14 protein-coding genes are annotated in these 21,769 nt (G+C 55.8%); 2 read left to right on the forward strand and 12 right to left on the reverse strand.

Features of this window, described 5'->3' with window-relative positions:
- The 7 genes from AACS24_RS06730 to AACS24_RS06760 form a co-directional block, all read right to left on the reverse strand.
- Positions 1-2,469 (reverse strand): retention module-containing protein (locus AACS24_RS06730; protein WP_258223121.1); only part of this gene is annotated, 2,469 nt, incomplete at its 3' end.
- 269 nt (positions 2,470-2,738) lie between these two features.
- The gene (locus tag AACS24_RS06735; protein WP_108572775.1) at positions 2,739-4,664 is read right to left on the reverse strand and encodes an EAL domain-containing protein; all 1,926 of its coding nucleotides are present in this window, start codon (positions 4,662-4,664) and stop codon (positions 2,739-2,741) included.
- A 3-nt stretch (positions 4,665-4,667) separates the two neighbouring features.
- Positions 4,668-5,354 (reverse strand): transglutaminase-like cysteine peptidase, encoded by a 687-nt coding sequence (locus AACS24_RS06740; RefSeq protein WP_258223123.1) that lies wholly within the window; start codon positions 5,352-5,354, stop codon positions 4,668-4,670.
- 195 nt (positions 5,355-5,549) lie between these two features.
- Positions 5,550-6,878, reverse strand: a complete 1,329-nt coding sequence (locus AACS24_RS06745; protein WP_108572779.1) for a TolC family outer membrane protein — start codon at positions 6,876-6,878, stop codon at positions 5,550-5,552.
- 37 nt (positions 6,879-6,915) lie between these two features.
- Entirely contained in the window at positions 6,916-8,349 is a 1,434-nt protein-coding gene (locus tag AACS24_RS06750; protein WP_108572786.1) for an HlyD family type I secretion periplasmic adaptor subunit, read from the reverse strand.
- Positions 8,342-10,486, reverse strand: a complete 2,145-nt coding sequence (locus AACS24_RS06755; RefSeq protein WP_108572788.1) for a type I secretion system permease/ATPase — start codon at positions 10,484-10,486, stop codon at positions 8,342-8,344. Before AACS24_RS06755 ends, AACS24_RS06750 begins: the two co-directional genes overlap by 8 nt.
- 364 nt (positions 10,487-10,850) lie before the next feature.
- On the reverse strand, positions 10,851-11,780 hold the full coding sequence (locus AACS24_RS06760; RefSeq protein ID WP_108572790.1) for a TIGR01212 family radical SAM protein: 930 nt from the start codon (positions 11,778-11,780) through the stop codon (positions 10,851-10,853).
- 612 nt (positions 11,781-12,392) lie between these two features.
- On the opposite strand from AACS24_RS06760, the gene gltB reads away from it, so the two are divergent.
- Both gltB and AACS24_RS06770 read left to right on the forward strand, forming a co-directional pair.
- Entirely contained in the window at positions 12,393-16,850 is a 4,458-nt protein-coding gene (gene gltB, locus AACS24_RS06765; RefSeq protein WP_108572792.1) for a glutamate synthase large subunit, read from the forward strand.
- A gap of 12 nt (positions 16,851-16,862) precedes the next feature.
- Positions 16,863-18,278, forward strand: a complete 1,416-nt coding sequence (locus AACS24_RS06770; protein ID WP_005346752.1) for an FAD-dependent oxidoreductase — start codon at positions 16,863-16,865, stop codon at positions 18,276-18,278.
- 120 nt (positions 18,279-18,398) lie between these two features.
- On the opposite strand, the gene AACS24_RS06775 is transcribed toward AACS24_RS06770, so the two are convergent.
- The 5 genes from AACS24_RS06775 to AACS24_RS21840 all read right to left on the reverse strand — a co-directional run.
- Complete coding sequence (locus AACS24_RS06775) at positions 18,399-19,160, reverse strand: amino acid ABC transporter ATP-binding protein (RefSeq protein WP_108572794.1); 762 nt, start codon at positions 19,158-19,160, stop codon at positions 18,399-18,401.
- Complete coding sequence (locus AACS24_RS06780; RefSeq protein WP_181364334.1) at positions 19,157-19,813, reverse strand: amino acid ABC transporter permease; 657 nt, start codon at positions 19,811-19,813, stop codon at positions 19,157-19,159. The genes AACS24_RS06775 and AACS24_RS06780 overlap by 4 nt, the downstream gene beginning before the upstream one ends.
- Before the next feature lie 57 nt (positions 19,814-19,870).
- Positions 19,871-20,644 (reverse strand): amino acid ABC transporter substrate-binding protein, encoded by a 774-nt coding sequence (locus tag AACS24_RS06785; RefSeq protein WP_108572798.1) that lies wholly within the window; start codon positions 20,642-20,644, stop codon positions 19,871-19,873.
- Between the two features lie 270 nt (positions 20,645-20,914).
- Positions 20,915-21,310: a nuclear transport factor 2 family protein gene (locus tag AACS24_RS06790; protein ID WP_108572821.1), complete on the reverse strand. Its 396-nt coding sequence runs from the start codon at positions 21,308-21,310 to the stop codon at positions 20,915-20,917.
- Positions 21,311-21,342: 32 nt separating this feature from the next.
- Positions 21,343-21,769 (reverse strand): O-methyltransferase (locus AACS24_RS21840; RefSeq protein WP_258223122.1); only part of this gene is annotated, 427 nt, incomplete at its 5' end.

Here is a 21,769-nt window from a genome sequence, read left to right on the forward strand (position 1 = left end):
CGCGCCAAGACGCGGGACCTCCACCGCCAGCCCGGCACGCGGGCCATCATCCTCGAAGCGGAACACGCCGTTGGCACCCAGGTCTACAGACGCGCTGGCACGGTCGCCATCCGCATCAGTCACGGTCTGCACCAACGTCAGCACGCCGCGGTCCAGGGTCAGCGCCACGCTGTCATCCACATTGGTGGTATCGCCGTGCCAGACGTTGTCCAGCAGGGCCAGCGTCACTTCCCCGGTGCTCGGGTTGATCGTCAGGGTAAAATAGCTCACCGTACCGACACTGCCGGTGATGACGTTGTCCACCTGATTGAGCACGATGGCCGCACCCTGCCCATTGGCGGCCAGCGGGTCGACCGCATACAGGCCGCTCGCCACGTTGCTGCCGACCAGCGCCAGGCTGTAGCCGATGCTGCCCACCCCGTCGGCACCAAAGGCCGGCGCAAACTGGGCCTGTACGTCGGCCGCACTCAGGCTGGCACTGGCCACCCCGTCACTGCCAACACCGCCCAGACTGACCAGGCTTTCATCCACGGTCGCACCAAGACGCGGGGCTTCTTCTGCCAGCCCAGCACGCGGGCCGTCATCATCAAAGCTGAATACCGAGCGCTCGCCATCTACCAGGCTGATGGTGGCGCTGTCTGTGACGCTATCTCCATCGCCATCCACCCGGGTTACGCTGTATCGCAAACCCAGACTGTTCTGGCCGCTCAACAACAATGACAGCGATTCATCAAACAGGCCGGTGTTACCGTGAGACAGTGCCTCAAACTGGGTGGTCTGCAGCTGCGCAACGTCATCCACCTCCACTATCTTGATGCTGAACACCACATTACCGTCACCATCCACCCCTTGCAGCTCGGTCGCGCTCACGGCATTGAGAGTAATCGCACCGCCATCGGTCGCCGACAGGTTGGTCTCGACACCCTCGCTGCCCACGCCCACAAAACTGAAGCTACCTGTCGTACTGCCTGCACCATCAGCGCCATAGCTTCCACTGCTGGTAAAGAGTGACAATAGACCGCCAGCTATCGCTGTGATGGCCTGTGCCAGTGCCCCGCTCACATCGTCACTGACGTAACCATCATCCACATCGCTACTGTTGTAGGTGTCTCCCTTGCCAACGGTCTCGTCCAGGCTCACCGACAAGCCGCCAAAGTCAGCCTCTTCCGCCACGCCCACACTCTGGCTTGGAACATCATCCAGCACAGCAATATCAAGAGTGGCGCTGGTCGTATCTCCATCGTCATCCGTCAGTGTCACTACGAGATTCTCACCCAACTGAATGTCGTTGGCTGGTTGTTGATGAGCTTCGTTATCAAGAAGGGTATAGCTGTAAGTCACTGTGCCATTACCCGTAACCGGGTCGTAGGTGATGGCCGTAATTTGCAATGTATTACCCAAAGGGGTATCAACCGACTGCGGCAAGGTCAGGACAGCACCATTACTGATCAGCTGAAGTCCCCCCACACTCAGTAGCTGAACCCCATCAGGAGCATTGAAGGTAAATGTGCCACTTTGAGTCAATTTGGCGGCATCTGGTGCAGAGCCATCTGCCAGATTGGCATCACTCACCTGCACTTCCCCACCTTCAACAGCCAACCCTTGCAGATTTACCCCTTCATCGACCGGAGTAATAGTAATAACAAGAGTTGACGATACGGTGTCCTGCCCATCGGTTACTTGATAAGTTACTGCAGGCACTGCCCCGTCATAGTTGGTTGCCGGTGTAAATGTGTAACTGCCATCTGCATTGATGATCAGGGTTCCAACACCGGTAATTGTTGCAGCAACACCAGCTGGAACTCCGATATTGATCCCCCAGTCATAAGAGACGATCGTGGCGGTAGCCGGCCCGTCAGGGTTGGTACTGTTATCCAGAAGATTGCCGCTGATAGGCGAGTCCTCCTGGGTAGTCACTGTTTCATCCTGGTCTGCCAGTACATTTACCAACAGCGGGTCCACAGCCTGAGCTTGATCAAGTACAGGTGTCGTGTCGTAGGTTGTATCAAAACCGGCAGCGGCTATTGTGGCATCTCCGACACGGTCGATAGTGACAAACCCACCATTACCACTCGTTCCAGCGACCCCACCAATCCCACCACCGCCACCACCGGCTGCAGGAGCACCACCTGCGGCTGACGCTTCAAAGTTTTGAGTCGGGTCAACACCTTGCAAGATTGATTTTTGCAAAGCCGCTATATCGGAAGGCGCTCCATCACCATTGGCATTTGTACCACCCTGCGGCTGATCGGGTTGAGCCTCATTGGTACCGGTTGGCTGGTTCTTTGCGGGGGAATCATCGTAGGGTGAGAGGCCCAACTTGGCATCATCGGCTATGACCAATTTGGCGCCGGGTTGTAAAATCTCGCCTTTTTGCAAAGGACGCTGAGTTCCATCAGCCAGCACTATCTCTACATTGCCTTCAACACCCGATACAACGACGGTTTTATCGATGACTTGAGTTCGCATATCCATTGCTCCAAGGTGGTGGATCTCGCTGGATACACCTTAGAAGCACTTACCAACTCTAACCGTTGCAAAAAATATATATATTGGCGGGACAGGGATGTTCAAGAATGAACCAAATCGAACGAAGCTGTTTTTCCCTTTAATATCAAAACACTAACAAAAGACCTTATTGAAGCCTTATTCACTTTTTCATTCACTAATGACAAATTGATTTTAGGAACAATATAAAAAGCGGCCCTTAAGGCCGCTTTGATTCAGAAAACGTCGTTTCAAGATAAGGGAAATGCCGGGTGAACAAATCCTTGATATCCATCGATATGAAGTTTGGAGAGTAGTTCCACTTGCTGCTGGTCTTCCACACGGGTGGCAATGGTCAGAACACCGGCATTGTGGGCTGCACGACAAACAGCGGCAAGGAAGGAGGTATCTGCCCCCGGCTCCATCACCTGGCTGGTATAGCCATGATCCACCTTCACATAAGCAGGGGCCAACTCTTCCAGATAACCGAGGGACTGGAAGTGGCGACCATAATGATCAACACCCCATTCGAAACCAAGCTGACGCAACACCTGAACCAGTGCAGTCACTTGCTCCCGATGTTTCACAATCGCCGCCTCCGGAATTTCAAACAGCAGACGCCCCTGCAGATTCACATGCTCCGAGAGGAATTCTGGCAACCACACCAAGAAATCATCAGAGCAAAGTGAACCAGCGGTAATATTGATAGCCAGCGTCAACTCGGCATCTTGTTGCAACAAGCCGGTACTCGACTCCAAGATAGCCTGGTCAAATTCACTCCCCAGTTTGAACTGTTCAATAGCAGGCAAGAATTGTCCTGCAAAGTAATCCGTTCCATCGCGCGAAATAGAGGCAAACAACTCGGCATGCATGCGAGAACCATTATCAAAGCGGCAGGCGGGTTGTGCCTTGAAGCGCCAAAGATGACGGTTAATCGCATCTTGCACCAAATCGCGCCATGCCAAACGCCCCATCATGCCCTGGCTATCTCCACCTTCAATAACAACCGCCCCACGACGCTCATTACGGGCTTTACCAAGTGCATTATCTGCCTTGGTCAACAGAGCTGAGAGATCATCGTTACCATCACGGCCCGCAATACCGATAACAGAGAGTGGATTGCCCTCCTCCATCGGATTAACCACCAGGTCAGCAATACGGGAGTTAATAATCTCTGCCAGTTCTTTCAGCTGCTCAAAATCATCCGTCGGGCATAATAATGCATACTCAGTTGCCGAAATTCGTGCAACAGCGGCACCATCCCATCCCTTAAGCTGCTCGCGCAACACTTGGGCGATGGACTTGACCATATTGTCACGAGCCGCAAAACCTTCATCACGGTAGATATCTTCCAGCATATCTACCGCAACCAGCATAACCCCACCTTGACCAGCTTCAGCAATCCAGGCATTTACTTGGCCAACAAAATAGGCTCGGTTACCCAAACCAGACACCGCATCAACATAGACGCGCTCACGCAGTTTTTCGGCCTCTTCAGCCTGTTCTTTGAACTGCACAGCCAGCTTGCCGGAGAGAATATTGATGGCCTGAACAACTTGCTTCAGCTCATGAGTCCGAGGTTCGGGGATGGTATGACCAAAATGGTGCAACTCAATCTCGACCGCCTGGTCACAAATCTGTTTGAGCGGCTTTAACAGGAAATTCAGCGCTCGCATCAACAAAATAGTGGTAATGAGAAAGCCAATCACGAACCAGGTTGCCAATTCGCTCATGCCTACCCACAGCTCGTGATAAGCTTGGCCCGGATGACCGACCACCTTCAATTTGCCGAGCTGTAGCCAACCAGATGTCAGAATTGACTCGTTAGAGACTTCAGGAAACAGTCCCAACTTAATAAACCAGTCAGGTACACCTTGAATACGGCTACTGTTCTCCTCTTCAATCACATCTTTCGAGGCAAGCAGATCAAGCCGCACAATACGATAATAACCACCGTCAAATATCGCCTTGATCACCGACTCGGCACCGACTTTGTCTCCGTTTTCCAGATAGGGAGTCAGAGCCAGCCCCAGTGACGTCGCGGTGTTAATCACCGTTGTTTCCTGCTGCTGTGCAAGATAGGAGCGCGTTGAATTGAATTGCACCCAATAAGTGGCTGCAAACAACAAGCCAAACAACAGCAACATGGTGGCCAATAACTGTCTGTAGAGCGTCATAGGTTAATCATCCAAATTCACCACAGGCCGAGCCAATCGCCCTGATGTCATGCGATTGCGTAAATCATTCCATAACCCCAAGCGGGATGAATCGCCAGCCAGTTCCCCTTGGCCTCGCGCTTTCATCAACCACAAGTGACTACCGTTAAAACTGAAAACAGGCACAAGGTCATGCCGCTGGGTAGCGGGACGAATTGAGCCGATTAAATTGTCCAATATAACTGGAACTGACGACGGTGTTTCGTAATAGGCTACGACCATATGAAACTGGTTATAATCGAGGGCCTTGACGTACACCATTCGCATCTTCTCATCCGGAATACCGAGTTCAAGCAAGGTGGAATACTTGGCAATACTGAAATCTTCGCAATCACCACCGGAAGCCCCCAAAAACTCCAATGGGGTCGCCCAATAATCTTTTTTACGCCACAACTTTATATCGTCAATAAAACGCATCTGATTAAAGAACTGATTCACCTTTTCCAGCTTCTGGCGTTCACTTAATCCAGCATCCTTGTTTTGCTGCACCAGTGTGCGCCAAGTAGTGACTCTCTTCCCTGCCCGAATGCCATAGGTCTGCTCAGCTCGCTTGATCAACTGCATATCTTCCTGAGTCAACGGTTGGCTGGCTGAGAGCAATAAAGAGAGAGGGAGTAGGAATAACCACAGAGAAACACGCACCGTTCGCATCAAATTGCGACTAGCGCCAAACCGGGCATGATAAATACCAACAGATGACAACCAGAAAGTCACATCATTTGCCTGCCGCATCGTTGGTGAAACACTCCTGCACAAATCACCCGGTTTGAGCCAGACAGGATGGCATTATTGGTACCGCCATCCTGTCTGCAATTGCCCTGACCAAAAGGACAACTGAACGCCGATTTACTGCTTGGCCTGCCACTCGGTAGGCTGTTTGAAGTTGAACGCATTAAGCAGACTGCCCGTCGCATTCAAAATGCGATAGTCAGCCAGCAATGAGTCATATTCGGCAGTGATATAACTGCGGCGCGCTTCAAACAGTTCGTTCTCGGTGTTCAATACGTCCAGCAAGGTACGCTGTCCCAAACCAAACTGCTTCTTGTATGCCTGAACAGTGTCATAGCTTGCATCCACGTGTTCTTTCAAGAAGGTTTTCTGTTTGGCAAGTGACTCTTTGGCGTTCCACGCAAGACGAGTTCCCTCTTCAACTTGACGGAAAGCATTCATATGAATGTCTTTTGCCTGAGAGTACAGCGCGGATGTAGCATTGCTTTGTGCCACATCGGAACCACCACGGAACAGGTTGTAACGCATCCGCACCATCGCGGTCAGATCGTCGTTACGGCCTTTAACAGCATTGATATCCTCGTTCCAGTTCTGATCGACCTCAAAAGTCACATCAGGATAGAAACCGGACTTGGCACCTTCATGCTGGTACTTGGCTGCTTCGATATCCTGCAAAGAGGAAAGCAGAGTGGGATGAACCTCGGTGGCTGTCTTCAAAGCACTCTCGAGTGACGGCGGAAGCAGCTCTGTATTCGGTGTCGGTTGAACTAGGTCTTTTGGCACCTCATTGACGACACGAATAAATTCACTTTCCGCATCACGATAATTGTTTTCTGCCGCAGCCTGGTTGGAATAGGCTCGGGCCACACGTCCATCGATCTGGGTCTGGTCAGCAGTAGAACCAAGACCTGAATCAGTACGTTTGCGGATATCGCTGCGGATCTGCTCGTGGGTCTCGAGGTTTTGCTTGGATAGCTCCAGGATCTCCTGCTGACGCAGCATATTGAGATAAACCTCAGCCACCCGCAGAGCGGTATTTTCAGCTTCGGAGACCATTGCCAGACGCTGGGCATTGGCCTCAGCTTCGGTTCTGGAGACGTTGTTGCTGACATTGAAACCATCAAACAACATCTGACGCAGACTGATCCCCGCCTCTTTACGAGTCATTGAGTCATCAATCGTTGTCGAGTTGGAGCCAGCAGCTCGAGTTGTCGGGCTATCAACCTTTTCGTAGCCAACGCCACCGCGCAAATCGATGGTGGGGTAGTAACCCCCTTTGGCGCCATCATGCTGATAAAGACGAGCCTGATAAAGATCAAATGCCTCTTTGATCTTGGGATGAGTCGCAAGTGCCTGCCCCACCGACTCTTCCAGAGTCTGGGCCTGCACCAATGCTGGCAACATACTTACGCCACTGACCAGCATGGCAACAATCGTTTTTTTCATGTTATCTCCAGTCATGTCTTGTTTTTAGATTGTTGGCTTATCGTTCTCTCAGTGCCGACTGTTTTGCCCGTAATATCGGCTTAAGCAAATAGTCTAGGACACTTTTTTTACCAGTAATTATATCTGCACTGGCTAACATACCGGGGATGATGGGAAGTGCGTTAAGCTCATCGCCCAAGTAACTTTTCTCGGTGCGCACCCGAACCAGATAGAAGGAGTTCCCCTCTTCATCCTGGATCGAGTCCGCGCTTATCTGTTCAACCTTACCATGCAAGCCTCCATAGATGGTGAAGTCGTAGGCGGTGATCTTGACCACGGCATCAAGCCCAGGCCGCAAGAACGCGATATCTTTTGGAGATACTTTCGCCTCCACCAGCAGGGTATCTTCCAGCGGGACTATCTCCATCAAATCCATGCCAGGCTGGACAACACCACCCAAAGTATTGACCTTGAGCTTTTTGATCGTCCCCTTAAGCGGTGCAATCACGCTGGTGCGGTCAACCCGATCTCGCAATCCGACCTGCCCTTCCGACAACTGCCCAAGTCTGCCTTGTTTTTCATTCAACTCGGTCTGCGAATCAGCCCTGAATTTAAGGGCGATATCGTTACGCTTGGAGATTGTCTCACGCAGCACCGAATTGAGCTTGGGAATAAGCAGATGGTTGCTCTCAAGCTCCCCTTGCATTTCGTTGACCTGCCGCTCCAATTTGATCAGCTCAACCTGTGGCACAATCCCCTCTTTCGCCAGCGGACGGCTGATATTGAGCTCTTGTCTTGCAAGCTCAACGCTGCGATTGACGGTGCGGATCTTGGCGTTGAGCTCAATCAATTCCTGCTCATTCTGCTCAATCTGCTGGCCTAGAATATAGAGCTGGTTCTTCAGGTTATTGAGACGATCCTTCTGGACTGAGCGTTCACGGTTGGCATATTCGGCAAAGACAGTTTCATAACCATCCGGAAACTCAATAGGTGCTTCGCCCACCACAACCTGTTCACGCCATCCCAGATTCGGCTCGTTTTTCACCTCGACGCTAGCCATTTCTGCATGTAGCCGTGCAATGTCCCCTTTCAGTGTCACCAGCTCCTGCTCACGCTCGCGAAAATCGGAACGAAAACGGGTGTCATCAATACGTAGCAGTGGCTGGCCTTTTTCGACGATGTCGCCTTCTTTGACGAAGATCTCCTTGACGATCCCCCCTTCAAGGTTCTGGATAACTTGCAACTGGCGAGAAGGGATGACTTTGCCCTGCCCAACAGTCACCTCGTCCAGCTGTGCCCAAGCGGCCCATACAATCGCGCTCATAAAGAAGAAGAAGCAGCACCAAAGCAGAATGCGCGCCCGAGTCGGCGTCGTCAGCAAAACGGCTGCGGCACCATCATCGACAAAGGCAAGATGCTCGGGTGCCGGCAACACCTCATCGGAAGGGCGCTTTTTTAATCCCTTGAACCAGCCTAATAACCGCTTAGCCATGGGATACCTCCTGCAGCCGTACCTTGCCCTCTTTAAGCTGTTGCAACACCGCCTCTTTCGGGCCATCAGCCACGATCTGCCCCTGCTCAATCACTATTACTCGGGATGCGACATCCAGCATGGAGGTTTTGTGGGTGATGAGAATCAAGGTCGTTTCCGGGCCCAGTCTGGCCAACTCCTGTTTCACCAGCATTTCAGACTGGTTGTCCATATTGGAGGTCGGTTCATCCATCACCAGAATGGGCGGGTCATTAAGCAGAGCTCGGGCCAACAGGATGGCCTGACGCTGACCACCCGAAAGCTGGCGCCCACCTTCACCAATCTGCCGATCCAGACCGTTGGGATCCCGGTTGGTAAAGTTGGTCACGCCAGCCCGTTTGGCGGCGCGCAATACCCGCACATCGTCCACCAGCGGATTACCCAGCATGATGTTGTCGCGTACAGAGCCAAAAAAGAGCACGACATCCTGCGGTACACAGCCAATATTGCGGCGGATCACCGAGGGGGGCAGCTGATCGAGTTCAAAACCATCGATTCTGACCGAGCCATCAGTTGGACGATAGAGGCCCATCAAAAGCTTTTCGAGGGTGGTTTTTCCTGCACCGATCCGGCCGATAATCGCCACTTTCTCACCAGGCTGGATGCGCAGATTGATATTGTGCAGGGTGCTGGTCTCCATCCCCGGATATTTGAAGGAGACATTCTCGAACTCGATCCGGCCGGAGATAACCGGATGATGGATATATTGTTTCCCCTCCTCCTGTTCACCCGGCGTTGCCATGATCTTTTCCAGAATATCCAGCGCAGACTTGGCCTGGTTATAGCGGGTCGAGAGTACTGAGAGCTGCACCATGGGTGCGATAGCACGGCTGGATAGCATCACGGCCGCGATCATCCCCCCCATGGTCACATTGCCCTCGGAGATCTGGTAAACCCCGACAATAACCAACCCGACCGTCACCACCTGCTGGATATAGCTGGCCAGTGACGACATGGAGTTGGTGATGCGGCGGGTCTGAACGCCCCAGGTAGAGATATGGGATACCGCCTGCTCCCAGCGATGCTGGAACATGCTTTCGGCACCAAAGATCTTCACGGTCTCAAGGCCCGAAATACTTTCGATCAGGTTGGCGTTTTTCTGGGAAGCCAGCCGCGATCCCTCTTCAATCGACTTCTTGAGCGGCTCCTGAATATAAAAGCTGTAAGCGATCAAAATCAGCATGGCAACAATGGGCACCACCACCATGGCACCGGCAAAGATCCAGATAATAAAGAGGAAGAAAATGGCGAAGGGGAGATCAATCAGCGTTGAAACAGTTGCCGAAGTAAAAAACTCCCGTACCGACTCAAACTCCTGCAAATGTTTGGCAAAAGCACCGGTTGAGGCAGGACGAGACTCCATCCGCATCCCCATCACCTTGGCAAAAATCTTCGCAGAGAGCAGTACATCCGACTTCTTGCCGGCAATATCGATGAAATAACTGCGCAGTTGCCTCATCACATAGTCGAAGGTAAAAACCACCATGGCACCCACAGCCAGCACCCAGAGCGAGTCAAACGCCAGGTTGGGTACAATCTTGTCATAGACGTTCATAGTGAAGAGCGGGCTGGCTATTGCGAACAGGTTGATCAGAATGGAAGCGATCAATACATCACGATAAATTCCGCGAGATTCAAACAATGTACTCCAGAACCAGTGACCGTCACGGGTTTCCAGCACCTTGGGCGAGCGTTCATCAAACTTGAACTGTTTCTTCACATAGAAGAGGCGCCCGATATATTCGTCCCCCAACTGGGCAACCGCTACCCACTGGGTCGCATCCCCAGCCTGCGGAAAAATCACTTTTCCCTGGCTTCGATCTTCATTCCATTCCAGCAAAATACAGGCGCCGCCATTGCGCATCTGTAGCACGCAGGGCAGCAGCAGCGGGGAAATCTCATCAAGAGGCTGAATGACTTCACGGGCAGATAGACCGCCCCGCTCGGCAGCACGCCCAAAAAGCGCAGTAGTCAGACGCCCCGATACCAAGGGTAAACCGGTCGTCAGGGCATCCTGACTGTTGGGCACGCCGTAAAAGCGGGTCAGAAAGACCAGACACTCCAATAACTCATCAATACGACTTGTTTCTGCTTGCATAGCATCCTGTCACTGCATGAATGAGGTCGAGATAACCCCGTTGCCACCAGAACCGGTTCTTGCCAATCCAGATCAAGAACAACTGCTGCCACTGGCAATACCGCGGAGGGGAACGGCGCATCCGGGGTCGTTAGCCCGGTTCGTTCTAAACAGCGGCATGGCTCATTATCGATAAAGATAAAAGAGCGAGTGAAATACCCTGCTGACGTTTAGCTCATCATTAAATGTGGCCGAACGTAATTGATAGCGATATCTATTATGGTGCATCACTATATCAATCCGTACGCACCAAGACTATAGCTAAATCTATGAAGCTTTTTATATAAGCCTATGTTTTATGGGAAAATAGTAACTCTCCGCTCAACTACAGCTCAGAAAGCATAAAGGGTCTTCCCAGTGCGTGCCCTTGTGGCCCCTGGCTTGCGAGAGCCCTGGCAATCTCGCTCATGGCTGTCCAGCGGTTTTCACACCAGACCGGAGCCAGCAGAGTCGGACGACGAGCTGAGGCTGAAATGCGGTGATACACCACCTCGGGTGGCGTGTGCTGGATCATGGCTACAGCGGCTTCCACATACTGCTCCAGCGTCAATACCTCAAGGCGCCCCGCCTGCCACGCCTTGCCAAGGGTACTGCCCTCGACCACATGAAGTGGATGGAGCTTGATCCCCTCCACTCCGGTTTCCACGATACGACGCAGGGTATCGAGGCTATCCATCGGCACCTCGCCCGGCAAACCGACTATCAGGTGGGCACACACCTTGATGCCGCGCTGATGAGCCCGCGTCACTGCATCCACATAGGCAGCATAACCGTGACCCCGGTTGATCCGTTGCAGGGTCTTGTCGTTGGCACTCTGCAAACCCAGCTCCAGCCAAACCTCGTAACCCCGGGCCTGATAGCCCGCCAGCAGATCCAATACGGCATCCGGTACGCAATCAGGGCGAGTACCGACACAAAGTCCCACCATATCGCTCACCGACAGCGCCTCTTCATACATCCGCTGCAGATACTCGACCTCGGCATAGGTGCTGGTATAGGCCTGAAAGTAGGCAAGATAACGCTTGGCACGGGTCACCTCATCCCGACGGGCCAGCAGTTGCTGCACCACGGATAGCTGCTGGGCCGATTCGTCGGCGAAGGAAGAGACATTGCAGAAGGTGCAGCCACCACGGCCCAGGGTGCCGTCACGGTTCGGGCAGGTGAAGGCGCCGTGAATGGAGAGCTTGTGGATCTTCTGGCCGTGACGCTGTTTGAGATCCTGACCGAATGTATTGACGAGTTCGTGTAACTGCATGACACCTCCGCTAAAGGAGCGTCATTGTACGAGCTTGCGCAAATACGGCGCTGAGCTGGATCAAGGGACGAAAGAGTCAGAAACCATATAAATATTCACCATTTTTCGGATAAATATATGAAAGTGGCCGATTATTGATGCTTTTGAGACCTTGCCTGCTATGGAGCTGAGCCTGCAACCATATCCGTAATGGGATATAAACTATTGTTGAACAATGAAAAAATTTAAGAGTACGGCTTGCGGGCAAATGCAAGAGACAGGATTGTGAAATGTGATCACCTTCGTCCTTGGTATCCATGATTTGGTAAAATTACTACAGTTCTCTATACCCATGGAGTAAACCACCAAAACGAGGATGAGCAGACTATTAATCCACAAAATAGAAATTAAACAGAATAAAAACAGATAAAGGCGTAATTCATCGCCGCAAATCCATATTTTGTTATGTGAATGTAACATTGCAAAGAGCCCGGAAGTCCAATTGACCTTGCCGAAAAATCCCATTAGTTTGGAGATTCGCCACGTCAGGCAGACGGAACCACAAGAGCCAGTCGCAATTTATGCAGTCAGACGATGACTGTGCGATGCAAGGCCGAGCAAGGGAGATATGCAATGTCACTATATGATCCAAAGCTGGAGAGGGATAACTGTGGCTTCGGCCTGTTGGCCCACATGGAAGGGGAAGCCAGCCACAAGCTTGTCCGTCTCGCGATGTCAGCATTGGCTCGCATGCAGCACCGCGGCGGGATATCCGCCGATGGCAAGACCGGCGACGGTTGTGGCCTGTTGCTGCAAAAACCGGACAGCTTCTTCAGAGCTGTCGCCGAGGAGAAGGGATGGCACCTGGGCCGCAACTATGCGGTCGGCATGCTGTTTCTCAACCCTGACCCCGTATTGGCCCAGGCAACTCGCGACATCATCGACGAGGAGCTGGAAAAAGAGACCCTGAGTCTGGTCGGCTGGCGCAAGGTGCCTGTTGATACCAACGTACTCGGTACTATCGCCAAAGCCTCCCTGCCCAGCATTGAACAGGTCTTTGTCAACGCCCCGCCCGGTTGGGTCGACAAGGATCTCGAGCGTCGCCTCTATATCGTGCGTCGCCGCATCGAAAAGCGCGTCAACGACGACTACTTCTATGTGGTCAGCCTCTCCAACCTGGTCACCGTCTATAAAGGGCTGTGCATGCCGGTGGACTTGCCGCGCTTCTATCTGGATCTCGCCGACATCCGCATGCAGGCGGCCATTTGCGTCTTCCACCAGCGCTTCTCCACCAACACCAGCCCGCGCTGGCCGCTGGCCCAGCCGTTCCGCTATCTGGCCCACAACGGCGAGATCAACACCATCGCCGGCAACCGCCAGTGGGCCAAGGCACGCAGCTACAAGTTTGCCACCCCGCTCATTCCCGATCTGCAGGAAGCGGCCCCCTTCGTCAATACCACCGGCTCTGACTCCTCCAGCCTCGACAACATGCTGGATCTCTTCCTCGCCGGTGGCATGGACCTGTTCCGTGCCATGCGTCTGTTGATCCCGCCTGCATGGCAAAAACACCCGAACATGGATGACGACCTGCGCGCCTTCTACGACTTCAACTCCATGCACATGGAGCCGTGGGATGGCCCGGCCGGTATCGTCATGACCGATGGCCGCTACGCCACCTGCGCCCTTGACAGAAACGGCCTGCGTCCGGCCCGCTACGTCATCACCAAGGACAAGTTCATCACCCTCGCCTCCGAAGTTGGCACCTGGGACTACACCCCGGACGAAGTGCTGGAGAAGGGCCGGGTAGGCCCGGGCGAGCTGTTCGTGGTGGATACCAGCAACGGCAAGGTGTGGACCAGCTTCGAGATCGATGACGATCTCAAGAGCCGCCACACCTACAAGCAGTGGATGGACAAACATTGCCGCCGCTTGGTCCCCTTCGAGCAGATGGACGACAGCCAGACCGGTAGCCGCGAATTCTCCGATGAGCAGCTGAAAACCTATCAGAAGCTGTTTGGCTACTCCTTCGAGGAGCTGGATCAGATCATCCGGGTTCTCGGTGAAAATGGTCAGGAAGCGGTGGGCTCCATGGGGGATGACACCCCGATGGCGGTACTCTCTTCCAGCGCACGCACCCTTTATGACTACTTCCGCCAGATGTTTGCGCAGGTGACCAACCCGCCCATCGATCCGCTGCGGGAAAACCACGTCATGTCGCTCGCCACCTGTATCGGTCGCGAGCAGAACGTTTTCAACGAGACCTTCGGCCACGCCCACCGGGTGCTGTTCCAGTCACCGATCCTGCTCTACTCCGATTTCCACCAGCTGCTGGCTCTGGAAGGAGAGTACTACCGGCACAAGGTGATCAGCCTCAACTTCAAGCCCGAAGAGGGGCTGGAGGCAGCCATCCTGCGCATCTGCGAGGAGGCCAAGGCTGCCGCCAGGAGCGGTACCGTGCTGCTGGTGCTGTCGGACCGCGACATCAGCATCGATACCCTGCCCATCCCGGCTGCCATGGCAGTGGGTGCGGTGCAGCGTACTCTGGTGGACAACAACCTGCGCTGTGACGCCAACATTCTGGTGGAGACCGCGAGCGTGCGCGATCCGCACCACTTCTCGGTGCTGCTGGGCTTTGGCGCGACCGCCATCTACCCCTATCTGGCCTACGAAACCCTGGCCAAACAGGTTGAAGAGGGGGTGCTCGCCATGCCCCTGCGCCAGGCGATGGTCAACTACCGCAACGGCATCAACAAGGGGCTCTACAAGGTGATGTCCAAGATGGGCATCAGCACGGTCGCCAGCTACCGCTGCTCCCAGCTGTTTGAAGCGGTGGGTCTGGCCAAAGCCGTGGTCGAGACCTGTTTCCGCGGCGTATCGAGCCGTATTCAGGGCGCCGACTTTGCCGACATCCAGCAGGATCAACTCAAGCTCGCCCGTCAGGCCTGGCTGGCCCGCAAGCCCCTCGCCCACGGCGGCCTGCTCAAATTCGTTCACGGCGGCGAGTATCACACTTACAACCCGGATGTAGTGCAGACCCTGCAAACCGCGGTGCGCTCCGGCAACTATGCCGATTACAAGGAGTACGCCCGTCTGGTTAACGAACGCCCGGTCTCTACCCTGCGTGACCTGTTGGCCCTGAAGAAGGTCGACAATCCGGTCGCGCTGGATCAAGTGGAACCGGCCGACAAGCTGTTCCCCCGCTTTGACTCCGCCGCCATGTCCATCGGCGCGCTGGGCCCAGAGGCTCACGAGGCGCTGGCTGTCGCCATGAACCGCCTCGGTGGTCAGAGCAACTCCGGCGAAGGTGGCGAAGATCCCAAGCGCTTCGGTACCGAGAAGAACTCCCGCATCAAACAGGTAGCTTCCGGCCGCTTTGGCGTCACCCCCCACTACTTGATGAACGCCGATGTGGTGCAGATCAAGGTGGCTCAGGGGGCCAAGCCCGGCGAGGGTGGCCAGCTGCCCGGTGACAAAGTCACCGCCCAGATCGCCCAGCTGCGCTATTCCGTGCCCGGCGTGACCCTGATCTCACCGCCGCCGCACCATGACATCTACTCCATCGAGGATCTGGCCCAGCTCATCTTCGACATCAAGCAGATCAACCCGAGCTGTCTGGTGTCGGTGAAACTGGTCTCCGAACCCGGCGTTGGCACCATTGCCTGCGGCGTGGCCAAGGCCTATGCCGACTTCATCACCATCTCCGGTTATGACGGCGGCACTGGCGCAAGCCCCCTCACCTCGGTCAAATATGCCGGTTCCCCGTGGGAGCTGGGTCTGGCTGAAACCCAGCAGGCGCTGGTCGCCAACGGTCTGCGCCACAAGGTGCGGCTGCAGGTGGATGGCGGCCTCAAAACGGGTCTGGACATCATCAAGGCGGCCATCCTCGGCGCCGAGAGCTTCGGTTTTGGCACCGGCCCCATGGTGGCACTCGGTTGCAAATACCTGCGGATCTGCCACCTGAACAACTGCGCCACCGGCGTTGCCACTCAGGATGAGAAGCTGCGTCGCGAGCACTTCACCGGCCTGCCGGAGATGGTGATGAACTACTTCAAGTTCATCGCCGAGGAGACCCGCGAGCTGATGGCCCAGCTCGGCGTCACCCAGCTGACCGACCTGATTGGCCGTACCGATCTGCTGGAGGCCCTGCCCGGCCTCACCGCCCGTCAGGCCAAGCTGGATCTCTCCGGCATTCTGGCCCGTCCGGTGGCACCGGCAGGTTCCAGCCTGTTCAGCCAGCAGCACAACCCGACCTTCGACAAGGGGCCGCTCAACCTGAAAATGGTGGAAGATCTGCTGGAAGCGGTGGAAACCTCAAGCGGCGGCGAGTTCCGCTATGACATCCGCAACACCGACCGCTCGGTGGGTGCGCGCCTCTCGGGCGAGATCGTCAAACGTCACGGCAACCAGGGGATGGCGGCAGATCCGGTCAAGGTGCATTTCAACGGCACCGCTGGCCAGAGCTTCGGCGTCTGGAACGCAGGGGGCCTTGAGATGATCCTCACTGGCGATGCCAACGACTATGTGGGCAAGGGGATGACCGGCGGCAAGCTGGTGATCAAGCCTCATGTCGGCGTGGCGTTCAAATCCCACGAAGCGGCCATCATCGGCAACACCTGCCTCTACGGAGCCACCGGAGGCAAACTCTACGCCGCAGGCACTGCCGGCGAGCGTTTCGCGGTGCGCAACTCAGGTGCCCTGGCGGTAGTCGAGGGGATTGGCGACAACGGTTGTGAATACATGACCGGCGGCATCGTCACCGTGCTCGGTCAGACCGGCGTCAACTTTGCGGCGGGCATGACCGGCGGCTTTGCCTACGTGCTCGACGAGTGCGGCAACTTCGCCAAGCGCACCAACCCCGAGCTGGTAGAACTGCTGGACGTGGCGGATCTCGCCATCCATCAGGAGCACCTGCGCGGCATCATCACGGCGCACCTCAATGAGACCGGCAGCTCGCGCGCCGAGGAGATCCTGGCCAACTTCGACTCCTATGTGCCCAAGTTCAGGCTGATCAAACCCAAGTCCAGCGACGTGAAATCGCTGCTGGGTCACACCAGCCGTTCCAGTGCAGAACTCAGAATCCAGGCGCAATAAGGAGGGAACCCTATGAGCCAGAACGTATTTCAGTTTATCGATGTCCAGCGGGTCGACCCGCCCAAGAAGCCGCTCAAGATCCGCAAAATCCAGTTTGTGGAGATCTACGAGTCCTTCAATCAGCCGCAGGTACAGATGCAGGCGGATCGCTGCCTCGAGTGCGGCAACCCCTATTGCGAGTGGAAGTGTCCGGTCCACAACTACATCCCCAACTGGCTAAAGCTGGCCAAAGAGGGGCGCATTCTGGAGGCGGTTGAGCTCTCCCACCAGACCAACAGCCTGCCGGAGGTGTGTGGTCGGGTCTGCCCGCAGGATCGCCTGTGCGAGGGCTCTTGCACCCTCAACGATCGCTTCGGCGCGGTGACCATCGGTAACATCGAAAAATACATCACGGACAAGGCGTTCGAGATGGGCTGGAAGCCCGATCTCTCGAACGTGGTCAAGACCGGCAAGCGGGTCGCCGTCATCGGCGCCGGCCCTGCAGGCCTTGCCTGTGCCGATGTGCTGGCACGCAATGGCGTCACCCCGGTGGTGTTTGACAAATATCCGGAGATCGGCGGCCTGCTCACCTTCGGCATCCCCTCCTTCAAGCTGGAAAAAGAGGTGATGCAGCGTCGCCGCGAGATCTTCCAGGGGATGGGCGTGGAGTTTCGTCTCGAGACCGAAGTGGGCAAGGACATCACCTTCGCCGACCTGCTCGGCGAGTTCGATGCGGTCTTCCTCGGGGTCGGTACCTACAAGTACATGAAGGGCGGATTTGCCAACGAAGAGGCGCCGGGAGTCTATGACGCCCTGCCCTACCTCATCGCCAACGCCAACCGCTTGCTGGGCTTCGAGAAGGCGCAAGCCGACTACATCGACTTCGCCGGCAAGCAGGTGGTAGTGCTGGGCGGTGGCGATACCGCTATGGACTGTGTACGTACCGCTATCCGTCAGGGGGCCGCCAAGGTGATCTGCGCCTATCGCCGCGACGAGGAGAACATGCCGGGCTCCAAGCGGGAGGTGAAAAACGCCCGCGAGGAGGGGGTTGAGTTCATGTTCAACCTGCAACCGGTAGCGGTCGAGCTGGATGCCAGCGGTCGCACCGTCGGCATCAAGGTAGTGAGCACCGAGCTGGGTGAACCTGATGCCAATGGCCGCCGCAACCCGGTGGTCATCGAGGGCTCCGAGCAAGTGCTGGCTGCCGATGCCGTGGTGATGGCGTTTGGCTTCCAACCCAACCCCCAACCCTGGATGGCGGAGTTTGGCATCGAGCTCGACAACCGGGATCGCATCAAGGCCCGCGAGCAAGCGGAGTATGCCTTCCAGACCAGCAACCCCAAGGTGTTCGCCGGTGGCGATGCCGTGCGCGGCTCCGACCTGGTGGTGACCGCCATCTACGAAGGGCGCAAGGCGGCCGAAGGGATCATGGATTACCTCGCGGTCTAACCTGCTATTCCTCTGTCAACGAAAACAGAGCCCCGCCAGTGCGGGGCTCTGCTTTTAAGGCTCGGAATCCTTGCTGGCAGCTGGTCACTTATCGCTCCATCAACCTCGTCCGGGGAACAGCTAGATGCTCCAGCTCTCCGGCAACCGCTCAGTGAGGGTAGAGATGTACTCGAAGGTGCGCGCCCGCTTGGGGGTAGTGAACATCTGGCGTGCGCTGCCTGCTTCCACTACCTCACCCGCCTCCAGAAAGATCACCTGCTGCGCTATCTGGGCGGCCAGCCGCAAATCGTGGGTGGCAATCAGCATGGTGGTTCCCTCGCGGGCCAGCTGGCGCAGTACAGTCACCACCTCCTGGGCTAGCTCGGGATCCAGCGCCGAGGTGGGTTCGTCACAGAGCAGCACCTTGGGCGACGGCGCCAGCGCCCGGGCAATGGCAACCCGCTGCTGCTGACCTCCGGAGAGGGTGGCAGGCACCGCCTCGGCCTTGTGCCTGAGCCCCACCTTGTCAAGCAGTTGCAAGCCGCGCGTCTGCGCTTTAGCTCTTGGCCACTTCAACACGGTCACCAGCCCCTCAATGACGTTTTCCAGCACCGTCATGTGCGGGAACAGCTGGAAGTTCTGGAACACCATGCCGGTCTGCTGGCGCAATGCCAGCACACTCTGGCGGGGTAGATGGTGAGAAAAATCGAGTTCGCTCCCCCCCAACACCAAGTGCCCCGCATCCGGCCGCTCCAGCACATTGACGCAGCGCAGCAGGGTGCTCTTGCCACTGCCGGAGGGGCCAATCAGGGCGGTCACACTGCCCGCCACCATGGCAAGATCGATCCCCTTAAGCACCCGCTGCCCGCCAAACTGCTTCTCGATACCACTCAACCGGATCATAGGGTAACCTCCCGGGTCTCTTTGTGGGTCAACTTGCGCTCCAGCCGGTCTTGCAAGGTGGAGAGCACCGAGCTGAACATCAGATAGATGAGGGCCGTCTCGCTGTAGAGAATGAGCGGCTCATAAGTGACAGAAGCGAGCCGCTGGGCAGCCTGAAACAGCTCTGGCACGGTCACTGCCGCCGCCAACGAGGTATCCTTGACCAGTGAAATAAAGGTGTTGGAGAGCGGTGGCACCGCAATTCGCGCCGCCTGCGGCAGGATCACCCGCCACATCACCTGGGGCCAGTTCATGCCAATCGAATAGGCCGCCTCCCACTGCCCTTTCGGGATCGCCGCCAGAGTGGCGCGGATGATCTCCGAGCTGTAGGCGCCGATGTTGAGGGTGAAGCCGATCACCGCGGCGGTGAAGGCATCCAGCACAATACCGGCACTCGGCAAGCCATAGAAAATCAGAAAGAGCTGTACCAGCAGCGGCGTGCCGCGAATAAGCCAGACATAAAAACGAACCAGTGCCACCAATGGTGTCGAACCATATAGTCTGGCCAGCGCCACCAGCAAACCGAGCAATATTCCCAAGACAAAAGTGATCAGGGTCAGTGGCACGGTAAAAATAAGCCCCGCGCTAAGCAGGGGCCAAAAAGAGTCGATCATTAACTGCAACCAGGCTGGCACGTTAATTTCCTCGCTAGTTATTATTTTTCGGTAATATTATTGCGAGACATCAGTACCAAAATATTTATGAGATATTTTCTGATAGTTGCCATCCTGTTTGGCAGTGCGCAGCGCCTGATTGATGGCGGCCAGCAATTCCGGCTGCCCCTTGGCAAGCAGCACAGCCGATTGATCCCCCTTCGCCTCGGTCGCCGCCACCCTCAATTTGGCATCCGGTTTCTGTTTCTTGAAGTCGAGGAACGAGAGGCTGTCGTTGATGGTGGCATCCACTCGCCCGGTCAGCACCAGCGCCAGCGACTGGTTGAAGCCCTCGGTGGCGACCACCTCGGCCCCCGACTTTTTGGCCAGCTGGGCAAAGTTGCTGGTCAGGGACTGGGATGATTTCTTGCCCTTCAGATCGGCAAAGCTGTTGATGCTGTGGTTGTCGCTGTGCACCACCACCACTGCCTTGGAGGTGATATAGGGATCTGAAAAATCATACTTTTTCAGCCGCTCCGGGGTGATCGCCACCTCGTTGAGCACCAGATCGTAGCGCTTGGCATCCACCCCGGCGATGAGGCCATCCCACTTGCCCTCGACAAACTCCGGCTTCACACCGAGGCCGCTCGCAATCAGCTCGCCAATCTCCACATCAAAGCCGACCAGCTTGCCGCTCTTGTCGTGATAGGTGAAAGGAGGATAAGCCCCTTCGGTACCAATCTTGATCACGCCACTATGCTGAATCGCCGCAAGGGAGGATTGTGCCTCGGCAGAGGTCACCAGGGTCAACGGAAGGGATACCAGTAAAAAGAGAGTGTGCCACTTGTTCATATTATTTACCTCGTTATATTTTTATTTCCCATGAGTCGCCAACGACAACAGTATTAATGAAACCGTCTCTTGCATGGATGATGCAAATATCTGGAAAATCAGATGTATGCCTTGCAAATATCGAGCTGGTTTAGGCAAAACATATCGCGCCAGATCCCATGGCCAAACCATGAAATATGGTGATATTTAGCGAAATAATGGATAACGAGGATGGGATGGCTTGCCAATGGCAAACACCGCCAGCCATCCGGCTGACCGGCGGTGTTCTTTTTAGACGAGTTCTGGCGTGCGGGTTAGCTTGCTCACCCAGGGACGGCGCCAGGCGGGGGCCTCGTACGGTTCCGGCCAATATTCGGTCTGCTGCACGATGCGATCGCCCTCGACCCGATGGAAGGTGATGGCCCGGGCATGCACGACCCCATCGGTGATCTGCACTTCGCTCACCACCTCATCCCCTTGCGCCAGCAGGCGAACTATGGTGAAGCTCCACGGCCCAGCGGCCGGATAACGGCGATTGATCTCGACAAAGTTGCAGCGCCCGAGGATCCGCTCTCCCGATTGCGGCCAGTCACAGACAAACTCATCCCCCAGCCATCGCGCCGCCCTGGCAAAATCATTGCTCTGCATCGCCTGCCAGTAGGCTTCCACCACTGCCACCGGTTTCATCACTGCCACCTCCCTCTTCATGTCCAGGTTGCTCACACTCTCACCACCAGCCACTCCCCCTTGCCCACCGGCACCAGCGAGGTGACAAAACGGGGATCCTGCGCCACTTCCGCCATCCATTCAGCCAGCTCCTCCCGATGAGAGATGGCATTATCGACCACCAGCAAGCCGCGTGGGGGCAAGAGACGCTGCAACTGCGGCCACCACGCCCGGTATTGCTGGCGCTCGGAATCAAGAAAGATGAGCGGGAAACCGGCCGATGGCAGGGCGGGCAACAGCGCTCCCGCCTCCCCAGCCAGCTGGGTGATCCGCCCGGCAAGACCGGCCTGCTCGAAATTGGCTTGCGCCAGCGCCCGCTTGCCTTCATCGCGTTCGATGGTCGTGACATGACCATCGAGCCGGGCCACCGCCTCGGCCAGCCAGAGGGTGGAGTAGCCGTTGGAGGTGCCGATCTCCAGC

It is taken from the genome of Aeromonas sp. HMWF016, assembly GCF_963878195.1.
GTDB lineage: Bacteria > Pseudomonadota > Gammaproteobacteria > Enterobacterales > Aeromonadaceae > Aeromonas > Aeromonas lacus.